General features: G+C 47.9%; 15 protein-coding genes. 5 read left to right on the top strand and 10 right to left on the bottom strand.

The genetic code is table 11. The features are described from left to right. Window position 1 precedes the first annotated feature (1 nt). Entirely contained in the window at window positions 2–952 is a 951-nt protein-coding gene (locus tag DUW71_RS09220; RefSeq protein WP_119394965.1) for a chemotaxis protein CheV, read from the bottom strand. A gap of 213 nt (window positions 953–1,165) precedes the next feature. On the opposite strand from DUW71_RS09220, the gene flgA reads away from it, so the two are divergent. The 5 genes from flgA to DUW71_RS09195 all read left to right on the top strand — a co-directional run bounded on the left by flgA (window position 1,166) and on the right by DUW71_RS09195 (window position 5,877). Then, window positions 1,166–1,741 (top strand): flagellar basal body P-ring formation chaperone FlgA, encoded by a 576-nt coding sequence (gene flgA / locus DUW71_RS09215; RefSeq protein WP_119394964.1) that lies wholly within the window; start codon window positions 1,166–1,168, stop codon window positions 1,739–1,741. 78 nt (window positions 1,742–1,819) lie between these two features. Continuing rightward, window positions 1,820–2,143 (top strand): flagellar biosynthesis anti-sigma factor FlgM, encoded by a 324-nt coding sequence (gene flgM / locus DUW71_RS09210; RefSeq protein ID WP_158583957.1) that lies wholly within the window; start codon window positions 1,820–1,822, stop codon window positions 2,141–2,143. Between the two features lie 30 nt (window positions 2,144–2,173). Beyond that, window positions 2,174–2,632 carry a flagellar export chaperone FlgN gene (gene flgN / locus DUW71_RS09205; protein WP_119394962.1) on the top strand — a complete coding sequence of 153 codons (459 nt, stop codon included), beginning with the start codon at window positions 2,174–2,176 and terminating at the stop codon, window positions 2,630–2,632. Between the two features lie 78 nt (window positions 2,633–2,710). After that, window positions 2,711–3,706, top strand: coding sequence for a coiled-coil domain-containing protein (locus tag DUW71_RS09200; protein WP_158583956.1), 996 nt, complete (start codon window positions 2,711–2,713; stop codon window positions 3,704–3,706). A 98-nt stretch (window positions 3,707–3,804) separates the two neighbouring features. Next, window positions 3,805–5,877, top strand: a complete 2,073-nt coding sequence (locus tag DUW71_RS09195) for an ATP-binding protein (RefSeq protein WP_158583955.1) — start codon at window positions 3,805–3,807, stop codon at window positions 5,875–5,877. Here the strand turns inward: DUW71_RS09195 and DUW71_RS09190 are convergent. The 9 genes from DUW71_RS09190 to lpxD are packed head-to-tail and all read right to left on the bottom strand — an operon-like array spanning window position 5,840 to window position 15,325. Further along, window positions 5,840–6,568 (bottom strand): aminoglycoside phosphotransferase family protein, encoded by a 729-nt coding sequence (locus DUW71_RS09190; protein ID WP_119394959.1) that lies wholly within the window; start codon window positions 6,566–6,568, stop codon window positions 5,840–5,842. The genes DUW71_RS09195 and DUW71_RS09190 overlap by 38 nt on opposite strands. Then, window positions 6,561–7,400 (bottom strand): enoyl-CoA hydratase/isomerase family protein, encoded by an 840-nt coding sequence (locus tag DUW71_RS09185; RefSeq protein WP_119394958.1) that lies wholly within the window; start codon window positions 7,398–7,400, stop codon window positions 6,561–6,563. The genes DUW71_RS09190 and DUW71_RS09185 overlap by 8 nt, the downstream gene beginning before the upstream one ends. Then, window positions 7,397–7,825, bottom strand: a complete 429-nt coding sequence (locus DUW71_RS09180) for a hypothetical protein (RefSeq protein ID WP_158583954.1) — start codon at window positions 7,823–7,825, stop codon at window positions 7,397–7,399. The genes DUW71_RS09185 and DUW71_RS09180 overlap by 4 nt, the downstream gene beginning before the upstream one ends. Further along, a complete protein-coding gene (dnaE, locus tag DUW71_RS09175; protein WP_119394956.1) occupies window positions 7,818–11,321 on the bottom strand; it encodes a DNA polymerase III subunit alpha in 3,504 nt (1,167 codons plus the stop codon). Before dnaE ends, DUW71_RS09180 begins: the two co-directional genes overlap by 8 nt. Next, window positions 11,318–11,923: a ribonuclease HII gene (rnhB, locus tag DUW71_RS09170; RefSeq protein WP_119394955.1), complete on the bottom strand. Its 606-nt coding sequence runs from the start codon at window positions 11,921–11,923 to the stop codon at window positions 11,318–11,320. Before rnhB ends, dnaE begins: the two co-directional genes overlap by 4 nt. After that, the gene (lpxB, locus tag DUW71_RS09165; protein WP_119394954.1) at window positions 11,913–13,070 is read right to left on the bottom strand and encodes a lipid-A-disaccharide synthase; all 1,158 of its coding nucleotides are present in this window, start codon (window positions 13,068–13,070) and stop codon (window positions 11,913–11,915) included. Before lpxB ends, rnhB begins: the two co-directional genes overlap by 11 nt. Beyond that, entirely contained in the window at window positions 13,070–13,840 is a 771-nt protein-coding gene (lpxA, locus tag DUW71_RS09160; protein ID WP_119394953.1) for an acyl-ACP--UDP-N-acetylglucosamine O-acyltransferase, read from the bottom strand. Before lpxA ends, lpxB begins: the two co-directional genes overlap by 1 nt. After that, on the bottom strand, window positions 13,840–14,301 hold the full coding sequence (gene fabZ / locus DUW71_RS09155) for a 3-hydroxyacyl-ACP dehydratase FabZ (RefSeq protein ID WP_119394952.1): 462 nt from the start codon (window positions 14,299–14,301) through the stop codon (window positions 13,840–13,842). The genes lpxA and fabZ overlap by 1 nt, the downstream gene beginning before the upstream one ends. Continuing rightward, window positions 14,294–15,325: a UDP-3-O-(3-hydroxymyristoyl)glucosamine N-acyltransferase gene (gene lpxD / locus DUW71_RS09150; RefSeq protein ID WP_119394951.1), complete on the bottom strand. Its 1,032-nt coding sequence runs from the start codon at window positions 15,323–15,325 to the stop codon at window positions 14,294–14,296. The genes fabZ and lpxD overlap by 8 nt, the downstream gene beginning before the upstream one ends. Window positions 15,326–15,327 lie beyond the last annotated feature (2 nt).

Raw genomic sequence — 15,327 nt, 5'->3', positions numbered from 1 at the left:
ACTACTCATCCAAACCTGGGATGGTTGCACCCACTGCATGCACACGCTCAATTACTTTTTCAGCTAACATATCTGGATGGAATTTTGCCAAAAAGTCATCGGCGCCCACCTTCTCCACCATGGCTTTATTGAATACACCTGACAGTGATGAATGCAACACAATATGCATAGCTTTGAAAGATGCGTGCTGGCGAACTTCGGCAGTTAGGGTATAACCATCCATTTCAGGCATCTCAATGTCTGAAATCATCATTATATACTCATCAAGTGGCGAAATACCTTGCTCTTGAAGCTGAGTGAGGTGATTCCATGCTTCTAAACCATCATTTAAAGCAGTCACCTGCACGCCAATTTGCTCAACGCAGCGCTGTACTTGCTTTCGCGCAATCTTAGAGTCATCGACCACAAGAACCTTGAGGTCTGCCGCTGTTTTCGCCACATCTTCAGTAATCACACCCTCAGAGATGTTTTCATTGATCGGCGCGACCTCGGAAAGAATTTTCTCCACATCGATGATTTCAACAAGCTTGTTGTCTACTTTGGTCACCGCCGTCAGGTAGTGCTCATGGCCGGTGCCGCGAGGCGGTGGGTGAACCTCATTCCAGTTGAGGTTAACAATTCGCTCGACCGAGCGCACCAAAAAGCCCTGGGTGCTGCCGTTGTACTCTGTAATGACGGTAAAGCAACTTTCAATATCGTCTAGCGGCGAATTGCCCGTAGCAAGGGACAAGTCAAGTATCGAGATGGTACCGCCACGAATCGGTGCAATACCACGTACTACCTGCTTGCTTTTTGGAATGTTGGTTAAACGCGGGCAAGGCAGCACCTCTCGCACTTTAAACACGTTTATGCCATATAGCTGGCTGCCGTTCACTCTGAACAGCAACAGCTCCAATCTGTTTTCGCCAACCAACTGAGTACGTTGGTTTACACTATCTAAGACACCCGCCATTTTCTACTCCGAATATACTGGGCACGCTATTTGCTGCCGAATGTTGGAAGTCAGTAATTCGACGCCTACTGATAATTAGCATAGTAGGGGATCCCAACTCGACAAGGTTTTGCTGTGCAAACTAGTAAAATAATTATCGGCCTTATTACCCTGTGCTTGAGTAGCAATGTCTTTAGCGACCTATCGGGAGTAATAGTTTCTGAAGTGGAAGCAATGGTTACTCAACAATACAGCAACCAGCGGATACAAATAATTCACCCGAGTTCGCCGCGCTTATCACACTTGTCTGACTGTGAGCAGCCCACTGTTTATAATGTATCTGGTAATTGGCTGGGAGCTGTTAGGCTGCAAGTTAAATGTGACGACTGGATGTTATATTGGCCAATTCAGGTGTCCGTTTTTGACCAAGTTGTCCAGCTAGCAAATGACGTGTCGGCCAATCAAGTCATCACTGCACAAGACCTATCGATGGTAGAGCACGATATCAGCAAGTTAAGGCTTGGTTATTTTACCAGTATTGATGATGTCGAGGGCAGCCAAGCTCAGCGCTCTCTCAGAGCTGGTATGATTCTCAACCAACGAATCATTGAACCACCAACAAAAGTTAGCCGCGGCGATAAAGTTGTGATCATTGGCACTCGCCCTGGTCTGCAAGTCTCAATGACTGGTACAGCCCTTGAGAGCGGGGCGTTAGGCGAACAAATAACCGTGACAAACCTTTCCTCCGGACGAAGACTTGCCGCCACGATTGTGGGTGAAAAAGTGGTACAAGTCACACTAGCACCGTAAAATTCAAAAAAAGTTGCTAAAGCTATCGTTAAAGCAGCCGACAACCAAGAAGCGATGAAATATGTTGGGGAGGCTATCATGGTGAATATCAGTAATAACAATGGGATGTCAAAACCCGTTGGTACGCTCAATGAAAAGGGTTCGGCACAAGATTTGCAGAATCAAGCTGCAAACAAGAATCAACCGTCAACTCAGGCAAGCAACAACGCACGCAGTGCTGACAGAGTGGAGTTATCCTCACAGGTCAGATCACTGAAGCAGCTTGAAGAATCTGTCAAAAATTTGCCAGAAGTTGATTCAGAGAAGGTTGCCTCAATTAAAGCAGCCATAGAGAGTGGTGATTATCAAATAGATTACGACCGACTAGCGAGTGCCATTAGCAAGTTTGAATCGGATCTATAAGCGCCCCTCATCAACTAGAGGTAAGCAGCTATGAACCAGCATATCGACGAAGCGGTTGCCGTTGAAGCAACCAAGTTACTACATCGCCTAGAAAACCACACTGAGTTGCTGTGCCATGTTACTGAACGTGAGCACAGCGCGTTGAAAGAACGCGATACACGAATGCTTGAGAGCATTGCAGCAGACAAGCGAGCAATTGTGAGCGAGCTAGAGACCACTCACAAACAGCTATGCCAGTGTTTGCAGAGCAGCGAAGCAGACCTGCCAAAACAGCTTGCCAAACTTGCCCTGCTCGACCAGTGGCAAATCAACAAGGAAAAACTGCGCCAAGCGAAGGCAAAAAATGACCGCAATGGCATTTTGTTAAACACGGTAGTCGCACGTGTGCAGAGTGAGCTTTCTCTACTAACAGGCCAAACTACGCTAAGCTACAAAAATGAAGGTAGTGCAGCAATGCATCGCGATATGGGCTCACTAGGACGAGCCTAGTGTCTTTCAACTTTTGGTTGGGATTGGATTTTGTACATATCTGGCTTGGTACTGTTTATCATTTTAGAGGTCCTTACCGTGGCAGTCATTGTGGCGGTATTGGTTGTTCGACTTCGTATAAAAAAGCTAAAAACTCACGGATCCAAACCAGTAACAACCGAAACAGCGGTCGATTTTCTAAGCGCACAGGCAATCGACCATCCTGAGGCGGCCGCACTTCGACAAAAGTTTTACCAGCAAGACTTAGCACTACTAAAAGGTGATATTCAACCCGACGCGTATTTGACGCTATTCCAAACTGAGCAAGCCAATGACGAAGTGTCGGATGCTGCAAAGGCTAAGATTAGCGAGTTAGAAGAGAAGCTTACCATCAACGAGGGTAAGCTTGCCGATGCCTTGCAAGCCCTACAAAAAATGAGTCGCAAGGAGGCTCAACAAGTTAAGCCTTCGCCTGGCACTGGTGAGAAGGTCGACGAAATCTTCCGGCTTAAATGCGATAAAGTTGATTTGCAAGAAAAGATCAATGCACTGTCAATGCAATTAGACCAGCTGATCCCAGATAAAAAAGATCAGCTCACCACCTTGTTACTTGATCAGGTAGAAGCCCTGAAAGAAGCCGCCAAGCATAGTGATGAAGTTATTACGCTTTTGGAGGCAAAATTAGAGGCATTGACTGGCACCCAAGGTGCATCTTCTGACGAGGCACCTTTAACGCCGGATAGCATTCCCGAGCAAGCGCCTGAGGATTGGCAGGCATTTCGTGCTCAATTGCAGCGTTCGCTCGATTCACTGGCAGCCAAAATAGTGTCGCTAGAAAAAAACACTGAGACCGCGCAAGACGGTTCCGATGAAGAAGAGGCTAGAAAATTACTCAGCGTTTTTGTTCAAGACTCGCAAGAAATGATGCACTGTATCACTGAGCTCGAAAGTGAAAACGACATGCTCAAGCAGCAAATCTCTGAGCTGCAGGCTATGGTAGATTCTGGCGGCAACATCGAAGCGGCGACAAAAATCAAAGCGCTCAAAGCTGAGATTGAAACACTTAAATCACAGCTAGATACTGAAAACTCTTAGCCCTGTGATTAGCAGAGCCGCCTCACTGGGCTATGCTTACTTTGCAAAACCTTCTAAACGCTCCAACTTTAGTAGCAATCACTTGGAACAGGGCACTTATGGATCAAACTTCACTGACTGATAACGAAGCAGCGAACTTCCAGAAATGCCTGATTAAACTTCATGAGCTGAGTATTCAGTTTGGTGATTGCCAAAGCCTAAATGCACTTTATCAATTAGTCATCATGTTTGGTCTTGACGAACTAGCGTTTGATCGACTTGGCTTGCTACTTGTTGACCAACAAACCGGCGAAATGGTGGGCACGTTTGGTACAGATACCAACGGCTATTTGCGTGATGAAAGCACTTTCAGAGCGCCTATTGATAGTGTACCACTGGTCCAGCAAGCAATTCTTAACAAGCATGAAGTAACAGTATGGGAAGCAACTGAGTTGGTGGATCATCAGCAAATCATCGGCACTGGTTGGAACGCCATGGTGTGCTTATATGATTCGAACTCAGTTTTTGGCTGGCTTGCGGCTGATAACCTTGTCCATCAACAACCCATATCTGGCTATCAAAAAGACTTATTACGCATCTATGGCATCGCAGTGAGCCAAGCCATCATTCGCAAAAAAGCGAGCATTGACTTAGAGCGCGCCAATGCTGAGCTAGAACAGCGAGTCGCCGACCGTACCCGTAAGCTTACTGCCATCAATGAAAAACTAAATATAGAAATCCAAGAAAGAAAATTAACCGAGCAAATGTTGGTACAAGCCAGAGAGCAAGCTGAGCAAGCAAGCAGCATTAAGAGCGAGTTTTTAGCCAATATGTCGCATGAAATTCGCACGCCAATGAACGCGATCATTGGCATGACGGAGCTAACCATGAACACCCAACTGACTGGTGAACAGCGCCAATATGTTCAAAGCATTGCCCAGTCGAGTAAGTTTTTATTAAATCTTATCAATGACATCCTGGATTTTTCCAAAATAGAAGCCGGAAAATTGACGTTAACCAAAGAGAAAGTCGATTTAGGTTATTTGTTCGATCAAGCGTTTGACGTCGTTCGACTAGCAGCAAAAGAAAAGTCCATCACACTTTTGCTCGAAATCGACCCCAAACTACCGTGGATCATTTTTGTCGATGAACTGCGCCTATCTCAAGTACTCAACAACCTACTCTCGAACGCAGTGAAGTTTACTGAACATGGAACTGTTGCAGTCTCAGTTTCTAGCCGACAAATCAACTCAAAGGCATTTGATTTAACCATAAAAATTACTGATACCGGCATCGGTATGACAGCAAGACAAAGCACTTCAATATTTGAGACATTTTCGCAAGCCGATACCTCTACGACCCGCAAGTTTGGCGGTACTGGCTTAGGGTTAAGCATCTCGAAAAGTCTTGTAGAACTTATGGGAGGTGACATCACTGTTACAAGTAAGTTGGGTGTTGGCTCAACGTTCACGATTGAACTGCCATGTAGGCGTCGTGCTGGTGATGACCAACACAGTTTACCCACAGAGCCAGCTTTTAATTGGCAAGTCGACCCCGGTCAATACAAGGTATTGCATAGCGAGTTGAGTGCTGTGCTGCCCGAATCAGAAGACGCGGATATTGTTATTGCTTCCGATATAGCTGTGCTAAATCGTCACTCGGTAGGAACCAAGGTTTTGTTGGGTGCAACGGCTCAGCAAGAAAAGGATATGATCGTAGTGCCCGAGCCGGTGAGCACTCGAATCTTGCTGCACCGCCTTTCATTGCGTCTACAAAAAAGTGTCGCACAAGCGCCGCCCGTTGATTTCTGTGGCAAGCGTATTCTGGTTGTAGAGGATAATCATGTTAACCAACTGGTTGTTAAAGGATATTTGAAGAAAACAAATGCCAGCCTCACATTTGCCAATAATGGCCTGCAAGCGTTGGAAGTTCTGCAAAACCAGACCTTTGACCTAATACTAATGGATTGCCAGATGCCTGAGATGGACGGTTATGAAACCACATTCAGAGTTCGCCACAATCCCTTGCTGCAGCATTTGCCGATCATTGCCATGACCGCACATGCGTTAGCAGGCGACCGTCAAAAATGTCTGGATTCTGGTATGGATGACTTCATTACCAAGCCAGTATCACAACAGACTTTGATTAACTTGATTACGGTTTGGCTGAACAAGAAAGATAGTAGTCATTAATAAAACTTTCGAAGTATGCCTCATCTCGCCACGTCGTTCTCTGCATGTGCCACAGATCTAACATGATGCGCATCAAGATGACCGATGACTTCTGTTGTTGCACGAAATTTGGCAACTCAAAGCCCGCCCGCCAGTACATTGCCCAATCAAGTTCAGGCACCGCAAAGCCGGCAATACCTGGATCAATCAGGACGATGCGCTTACCGTCAACGATTATGTTATCTGGGTGCGGATCACCATGGACGAGTGTCGGTATTGCCTGCAAGGTGGCAAGGTGGCGCGGTAATGCTGAAAGAAGCGGCACAAGTGCTAGGTAAAGACGAGCTGAGACCAGCGGTTTAATGTTTGCATACCAAGAGACAACCCAGCGGGTAAAACAACGCCACCAATGGCGGTCGCTAATGCCAGCCCAATGAAAGTGACTTTGTTTAACCTTGTGTAGTCTGTTGACATGTGCAATCACATCCTCAATCGCATCAGCACAACGACTAAACGGTAAGCCTTCACACCAAGGGTAGCGATACTTGGTGTCAGATATCCGCTCTACCCTAGCCACACCAAAGCCAAAACGCTGCAATAAGGCAATGGCTTGCAACTCCTGCTGGCATTGAACCGCCGATACACAGTCTTTTACCGCCCACGTACCAGCCTTATAAACCGTACCATAAAAGCCTTGACTAACTTTAACCATATAGTCGATCAATCATTTGCGGTGGCACCGACCTGACCTCCGGATAGAGAAAGTTTGCCGGTCGCTTTTCTAGTAGCTTTGCCGTAATTCCCTCGGCGAACTCACCCTCGCGCATAAGATTAGCAGCCAAGTTTACTTCCGCCGCCATCGCATCGGCGCGTGTTCGATTTCGATAAAGCTTGATGTGCTGATAGGTTGCAACCACTGCTAAGATAGAGGGCTCAGAAGTAAACTCAACAAACGATGGCAATTGTTGCCAGCGCGCAGTGAGAGGTAGCTTCGACCAAACGTCAGCCTGTTTAAGCCAGTCGCTCATATCCGGTAGGGGCACATCATCTAGCAGATCATCGATTAGACCTAGCTGGAAAGCTTGAGGCGCACTTAAACGCAGGCCAGTCAATAACATCAACTCAGCCATAGGGCCAATTATATCTGTTAGCAAAACCGCCATACCACAGTCTGGCACCATACCTATCATGACTTCTGGCATAGCAAACACCGCATTCGCTTTGGCAGCAATATGATCACTACCCATCGCTAAGCCCATACCACCGCCTAGGCAGTAACCTTGCACTTGGGTGCGATTGCCTGCTTGTGCTTGCCAAAGTCGGTCAAGTGCATATTTGGCGCTAAAATAAGTATGACTGTAGCTTGGATCCTGCTGGTAACCACGCAAAATAGATTTCACATCGCCACCAACACTATAGTGGTCGCCTTCGGCAAGCAGCAGTGTTTCCCCGTCAGTTTCCTGTAAACGCGTGGTTAGGCGCTCAATTAACGCCAAGTTTTGCGCATTGAGCGCATCAGCTCGGTCAAGATAGAGGGTTGTCATCGGTTTGGTGCAATCTCAAAGTAAAGGTCTTGAAGCCTGGCTTGTTCTTGCTCACGCTCTAGAACAAGCGTTAGTCTGCCAGCGACATCGCTGGCAGTAATGGTCGCCGTCACCTGCGCACTATTCTGCCAAGTCAGCGGGTCAACGTTAACACTTGCCAGCTGCCAAGTGGTGGTCAGCCTATACGGCGCGTGATCGGTGTAAACGTGCAAGGCATCGTTTTGCAGAAGCATTCGCCCGGCTAGATCATCGGTTGCCAGTTGAAAAATCGCCTCATCACTTTGGTTAATAGCCGACAGTACCTGTTGACTAAAACCGCTATAGCGCTCTTGCCACCAGTTTTGCAGCGCCCACTGGGTAGCAAATAGTGCGCTTACCCATAGAGCGACGACTACTCCAAAACCAACCACCAAATGCCTAGCCAAACTCTGGCTCACTCATTTGCACACGACGACGGTTGCCAAAAATAAGCTGTACGTTGTCTTGGCCAAAATTAGCCCGCATGTCATCGAGTACATCGTCACTAATGGCAATGCCAAAGGTTTCGCCTAAATGAACATCACCAACCCCTGCTTGATGCTGATAATGAATGGTAACTGGGCGCTTAGACTCATCAATGTCAACAACATTGCGTTGCAGCCACTCTAAGGCGCGCTCTTCGAGCTGTTGATTAATAACCAGCCGCACTCGGTCGGTCAACTGCTCACGCGCTTGCGCGAGTGGAATCACCTGATTGCCGCGAATTCGCCAGCCATCACTATAGTCAGACCAACTGATACTACCTTCAACAACAATAATCGCATCATTCTCAAGGTAGGGTTTGGCTTGCTCTAGGGCCTCGCCAAACAGCGAGACTTCCGCCCGCCCCGTTCGGTCGTCTAACAACAAAAAGGCCATTGGCTCGCCTTTTTTGTTACGGGCGAATCGAGCGCTGACCACTAAACCAACCAGTCTCTGAGGTTCACGCGAATCTGCTAGGTTGGCCAGTCGCATATGGGCGACTTCAGCCACTTCACGCTCAAAATCGTCAATTGGGTGGCCTGTCAAATACAGACCTAGCGTATCCTTTTCGTAGCTTAAACGCTCTCGTGTTGGCCATTGAGGTATGTCTAGATAAGGCTGATAAACATCTACCGCGGCTTCTTCTTCAATGACCCCAAACAAGTCCATCATGCCAGTGGCGGCGTTGGTTTGCGCTTGATCAGCCGCTTTCACCGCATTTTCAATCGCTGCCATCATTGCCGCACGATTTGGGCCAATTTTATCAAGCGCCCCACACTTAATAAGAGCTTCGATGGTGCGTTTATTAACCTTGCGAGGATCAACGCGTTTACAAAAATCGAAAAGATCGGTAAATGGACCATCGCGCCGCGCTTGAATGATCGCCTCAACAGGCCCCTCACCAACGCCTTTTACAGCGCCCAGACCATATACAATTTGATCCTTAGCGTTCACCGTGAAGAGATACTCGCCTTCGTTTACATCAGGCGGCACAATTTGGATGCCCATTTGGCGCGCGTCTTCGATGAACACCACGACTTTGTCGGTGTTCTGCAAGTCAGAAGACATGGTTGCCGCCAAGAAGGCTGCTGGGTAGTGCGTCTTCAACCACAATGTCTGGTAAGACACCAATGCGTAAGCGGCTGAGTGCGATTTGTTAAAACCATAACCAGCGAACTTTTCCATCAAGTCAAAGATATTATTGGCCAGATCCGCCGTTAGGCCATTCTCCAGCGCCCCTTCAAGGAAAATCTTGCGCTGCTTTTCCATCTCCTCAGGTTTTTTCTTACCCATGGCGCGGCGCAGCAAGTCAGCTTTACCCAAGCTGTAGCCCGCCAATACCTGGGCAATACGCTGCACCTGCTCCTGGTATAGAATAACGCCATAAGTATTTTCGAGCACGGGTTCAAGGTCGGGGTGCTGGTAATCTGGGTGCGGGTAAGCAAGGGGGGCACGCCCGTGCTTGCGGTCAATAAAATCTTCTACCATGCCAGACTGAAGTGGGCCTGGGCGATACAATGCTACCAGTGCAATCATATCCTCGAGACTGTCTGGCTGTAGGCGTTTGATTAGGCCTTTCATACCCTGTGATTCGAGCTGGAACACCGCTGTTGTTTTGGCTTCTTTCAGCAGTTTAAAGCACGCTGGGTCATCTAATGGAATTTTGGCGATATCGATTGGCGCCTGGCCCGATTTGCCGTTGATAATAGCCAGAGCCCAGTCGATAATAGTGAGTGTTCGCAAACCCAAAAAGTCAAACTTTACTAAGCCCGCAGATTCAACATCGTTTTTATCGTACTGGGTCACCAAGCCTGAGCCATCAACATCACAATACAGTGGTGAGAAGTCGGTCAACTTAGTAGGAGCAATCACCACACCACCGGCGTGTTTACCCGTTTGACGGGTAATGCCTTCAAGCAGTTTGGCCATTTGCCAAACCTCTTGCGCCTCATCATCGTTTTCGACTAGTTGCTTTAAGTCCTCAACCTCGGCGATCGCAGCATCCAATGTCATACCGGGCACGCCCGGGATCAGCTTTGATAGGCGATCGGCTAAACCAAAACTTTTACCCTGCACTCGCGCAACGTCGCGCACAACCGCCTTTGCTGCCATGGTCCCGAAGGTGACAATCTGAGATACCGCATCACGGCCATAGTTGTCGGCTACATACCCAATCACTTGGTCACGCTTTTCCATGCAAAAGTCGATATCAAAATCGGGCATGGAAACACGTTCAGGGTTTAGGAAGCGCTCAAATAGCAAGTCATATTCAATAGGGTCAAGGTCAGTAATATCCAGCGCGTAGGCAACAAGCGAGCCGGCACCTGAACCACGGCCAGGCCCCACAGGTATATCGTGCTCTTTCGACCAGCGAATGAAGTCCATTACGATGAGAAAGTAGCCTGGGAAGCCCATCTGAATGATGATATCGAGCTCAAAATTTAAGCGGTCATAGTACTGCTGGCGAATTTCATCGTAGTTCGGCTCTTGCTGCGTAAAAAGCTGCTTTAAGCGATTTTCCAAGCCCTCGGCTGACAACTGGCGAAAGTACTCGTCCATAGTCATGCCTTCTGGCACTGGGTAATCGGGTAAATAATATTTACCCAGCTCAATTTCAACGTTGCAGCGCTTAGCAATTTCTACTGTGTTTTCGATCGCACTGGGAATATCGGCAAAGAGTGCCTGCATTTCGCCAGTTGATTTTAGATACTGCTCTTCTGAGTATTTTCGCTCGCGTTTTGGATCTTCTAGGGTCACCCCTTCATTGATACACACACGAGCTTCATGGGCTTCGAACTGTTCGCGGTCGATAAAGCGCACATCATTCGTCGCAACCACTGCAATGCCAAGGTCGACAGCAATCGACAATTTAGCTTTCAGTTGGGTTTCGTCGTTTTCACGGTTGCTGCGAACTAGCTCTAGGTAATAGCGGTCACCAAACACCTGTTGCCAATGGTGGGCGCGCGATTTAGCCAACTCGAGCTTGCTGCGCCCTAATGCTTCGCCAACGTCACCCATATGGTGACCTGAGAGCATGATTAGCCCTTCATTAAGCTCGGCCACCCACTCTGGTTTAACAATGGCTACATCGTGATGCTGGTTGGTGCGGTAGCCGCGGGAAATGAGTTCAATCAGATTTTTATAGCCAGTATTGTTTTGGCAAAGGAAGGTCATCATGAAGGGTGAGTCTTCATTGCCTTCTTCGGCAATCCAAAGATCCGACCCTACAATTGGCTTAATGCCAGCACCCAAACAGCCACTATAAAACTTGATCACGCCAAAGAAGTTGCAGATATCTGTCAGTGCAACCGCTCCCTGTCCTAGCTCGGCTGTTTTTTTAATCAGGGGCTTTATTTTAACAATGCCATCAGTAAGCGAGTACTCACTATGAATTCTCAAATGGACAAAATCTGTACTCATGCTTGATCCAGTATTTTTTTAACAGGGGCAAAACTTTTCCGGTGAATCTCTGTGACACCTAAGGCTTGTATGGCCGCTAAGTGTGTTGGCGTTGGGTAGCCTTTATGCTTGGCTAAGCCATAATCAGGATATTGCTTGTCCAACGCCTGCATTTCTCTATCCCTAGTAACCTTGGCCAAAATAGATGCGGCGGAGATTTCAGCAACCAAACCATCGCCTTTTACAATCGCCTGTGCCGGCATGGTTAAGCCGGTTGGGACACGATTACCATCAATCAACACCTGAGTTGGTTGAATGGCCAATCCTTCCACGGCGCGTCGCATGGCCAACATCGTGGCATGTAAAATATTGAGTTGATCTATTTCTTCAACACTAGCACGGGCGATACAATAACAAAGTGCCTGATCTTTAATTTGGTCAAACAGGTAGTCACGACGCTTTTCGGTTAACTTCTTTGAATCATTCAGCGCTAAAATTGGCCGTTTTGGGTCGAGAATGCAGGCGGCGGTAACGACCTCGCCAGCCAGCGGCCCCCGACCCACTTCATCAACGCCAGCGATCAGTTCGGTCGTATCATTGGCAAAATCAAACTCAAGCTGCACCCTTAGAGACCTCTTGATGCACTAGCTCTGCTGCGCGTCGACTCGCATCCCGACGCAACTGGCGATGAATAAAACAGAACGACTCTTGCATATGTTCACGCAACTCAGTATCAACGAGTAGTCTCTCTACATCGTCAGCAATTTGCTCTGGCGTTGCATCGTGCTGCAATCGCTCTTTGACTAACTCCCTACCCGCCAAAATATTCGGTAGTGACACGAAATCTATCAACATCTTTCGCTTCGCCCAATGATATGTCAAGGCCGATACTTTATAGGCAACCACCATGGGCTGTTTGCAAAACAGGGCTTCTAGCGCAACCGTACCACTGGTCACCATCGCAGCGTTCGTCGCTTGTAATACTGTCTCGGCCTGACCAAAGACTAACTGTATCGGCAGTTCCCCGTGTTGCTTTTGCAGGGTCTTCAGCAGAGCGTAAATTTGCTCGTAGCGAGAGCCTGTCGCGGCAGGAATGACAAAAGTAAGGTCTGGGTACTTCGCTAGTAAAATCTTTGCTGCCATACAGTATACAGGCAACATGCGTTTCACTTCACTCTCGCGACTGCCAGGCAGCACCGCAATGTAGCGGCCTGCTACATCGAGGTCTAATTTTGCCCGCGCCAGCTTATGGTCAACAATCACCGGAATATCATCAGCTGTTGGATGGCCGACAAAACTAGCGGCCACACCCGCTTTTTCATAAATAGGCACTTCGAAGGGAAACAGTGTCAGCATGTGATGAATGCTTTCACCAATGCTGTATACGCGCTCACCACGCCACGCCCATATGGATGGGCTAACAAAGTGCATGGTTTTAATACCAGCGCGCTTTAACTTGCGAGCAATCGGTAAATTAAAGTCGGGCGCATCAATACCAATGTAGATATCAGGCTGATCAGCCAATAGCTTTTTAATTAGCTGTTTTCTAATCTTTAGCAACTCCGGCAGGCGACGGAGCACTTCAGCAAGCCCCATCACCGACAAACGATCCATGTCGACCATGGTCTGACAACCTTCCGCTTGCATTTCAGGGCCAGCAATGCCAAAAAATTTGGCATCTGGATAATAGGTTTTTAATGCCTGAATAAGCCGAGCACCAAGGCGATCTCCCGACTTTTCTCCGGCTACCAAGGCAATTTTTAGACTCATTACCTAATGATGCCCCGCTCGGATAAGCGCAAGGATTCAATCAACAAAGTGATATCTTCGTGCGGGTCGTCCCACGCCATCAGCTCGGCCACCGCTGCTTCCAGTTTGAGACTCTGACGATAAATAACCTTAAACGCACGCTTCAACTGATTACGGCGTTCACTGCTGTAACCTCGGCGTTTTAGCCCCTCGGTGTTCATTGTGAACGGCTTACCTGGGTTGCCTTGATAGGTCACGTAAGCCGGCACATCTTTAAATAAGACTGTGCCAGCACCCGACATAGAGTGCGCACCGACTTGGCAAAACTGATGCACAAGGGTTCCACCACCTAAGATAGCGAAGTCTGCAACCTTTACGTGGCCACCAAGTGTGGTTAGGTTCGCCATAATAATGTTGTCGCCCAGTACACAATCATGTGCAACGTGGCAGCCAACCATCAACAGATTATCATTACCTATGAGGGTGACCCCTTCATCTTGCACTGTGCCTCGGTGGATCGTCACATTCTCACGAATGATATTACGATCACCGATGACAAGCTTAGTCGCTTCGCCAGCGTATTTTTTATCCTGACAAGCAGCGCCTATGTTGGCAAACGGATAGATGTGGTTATCTTTGCCAATCTTGGTCGGCCCGCTGATGACCACGTGGGACTCTATTTTTGTCCCAGAACCAATCTCTACGTCTGCGCCTATTACAACATAGGGACCAACTTCAACGTCATCAGCAAGCTGAGCACTTGCATCTATGATTGCAGATGGGTGAATCACTAGTTTACCTTTCTTTCGGCACACATAATGGTTGCAGAGGCAACGAGTTTGCCATCAACCTTCGCTGTCGTTTCTACTTTGTAAATGCCACGCTTACCCGAAATAACCTGCGCAGTCATATCCAATCTATCACCTGGATAAGCAGATGCTTTAAAACGGACGTTATCAATCCCAGCAAAGAGGTATAAATAGCCATCTTCAGGGCGATTGCCTGAGTTTAAAAAACCTAGCACACCGGATAATTGCGCCATGGCCTCTAAGATGAGTACGCCCGGCATTATTGGCTGACCTGGAAAATGGCCGTTAAAAAACTCTTCGTTCACTGTTAGGTTTTTATAGCCTGCAGCAAATTTTTCTTCAACATTAACGTCGGTAATACGATCGATTAATAAAAACGGGTAACGATGTGGAAGTAGCTTCTTAATTGCTTCAGAGTTAAGCGGTAACTCAAAATTATCCATTCGATTCTTCTCTTGTAAACTTGTCTTCTAATTCCTTGAGCCTCAACTCCAGCTGCTCGAGGCGGTTAATTCGGGCGACGGTTTTTCGCCACTCACCTTGTTCCATCATTGGCAGGCCACTGGCAAAAGCGCCAGCTTCTCGCGTGCCTTTTGTCACCATAGCTTTGCCAGCAAAATGACTGCCGTCAGCAATGGAAATGTGTCCAGTCACACCTACTTGGCCGGCAAATGTGCACCCAGCACCTATGGTAGTACTACCAGCAATACCTGTTTGCCCAGCGATCGCAGTACGATTACCTACCACCACGTTATGAGCAACATGCACTTGGTTATCAATAATCACATCATCGCCTATCAAGGTATCCTGAATAGCGCCGCGGTCGATGCAAACATTTGCCCCTAACTCCACTCGATCGCCAACAATCACTCTGCCATTTTGACTAATTGGCTGCCAGCCATCGTCGGTTGGCGCATATCCAAAGCCATCACTGCCAATCACACAGCCGGCTCGAATGCGACAATTCTGCCCTACAACGACATTGTGATATAGCGTCACGTTGGCGTCGATGCGGGTTTGCTGACCAACGATACAACTATGCTGAATGACGGTATTGGCAGCAATTTGCACACCCGCTTCAATCACGCAATGATTTCCAATCACCACGTTCGGGCCAATACGAACAGACGGGTCGATCGTGCAGTTGTCGCCGATCAATGCAGACGGGTGGCGCCCAGGTGGTTGCGGCAAGTCTTTACTAAATAAGTGTGATACTTGAGCGTAAGCAAGGTATGGGTCGGGCACACAGATGGCCAACATACTGTCGGGCACCTGTGCTTTGTCTTGCGATTTAATTAATACAGCGCTGGCTTTACTGTTTGGCAGCGCTCGCAAGTACTTTGCACGCGAGACGAAAGTGAGGTCACCTTCTTGGGCCTCACTTACCTCAGTTAGATCATTGAACTCTTGTTCAGGCAAGCCATCGATCGCCAACAACTCAGCAATCTGGCTAAGCAACACTGTCATGA

Source organism: Salinibius halmophilus (assembly GCF_003577475.1).
Lineage (GTDB): Bacteria > Pseudomonadota > Gammaproteobacteria > Pseudomonadales > Natronospirillaceae > Salinibius > Salinibius halmophilus.
Note: the sequence above shows the minus strand (reverse complement) of the source record. Positions and strands in the feature narration are given on the sequence as shown.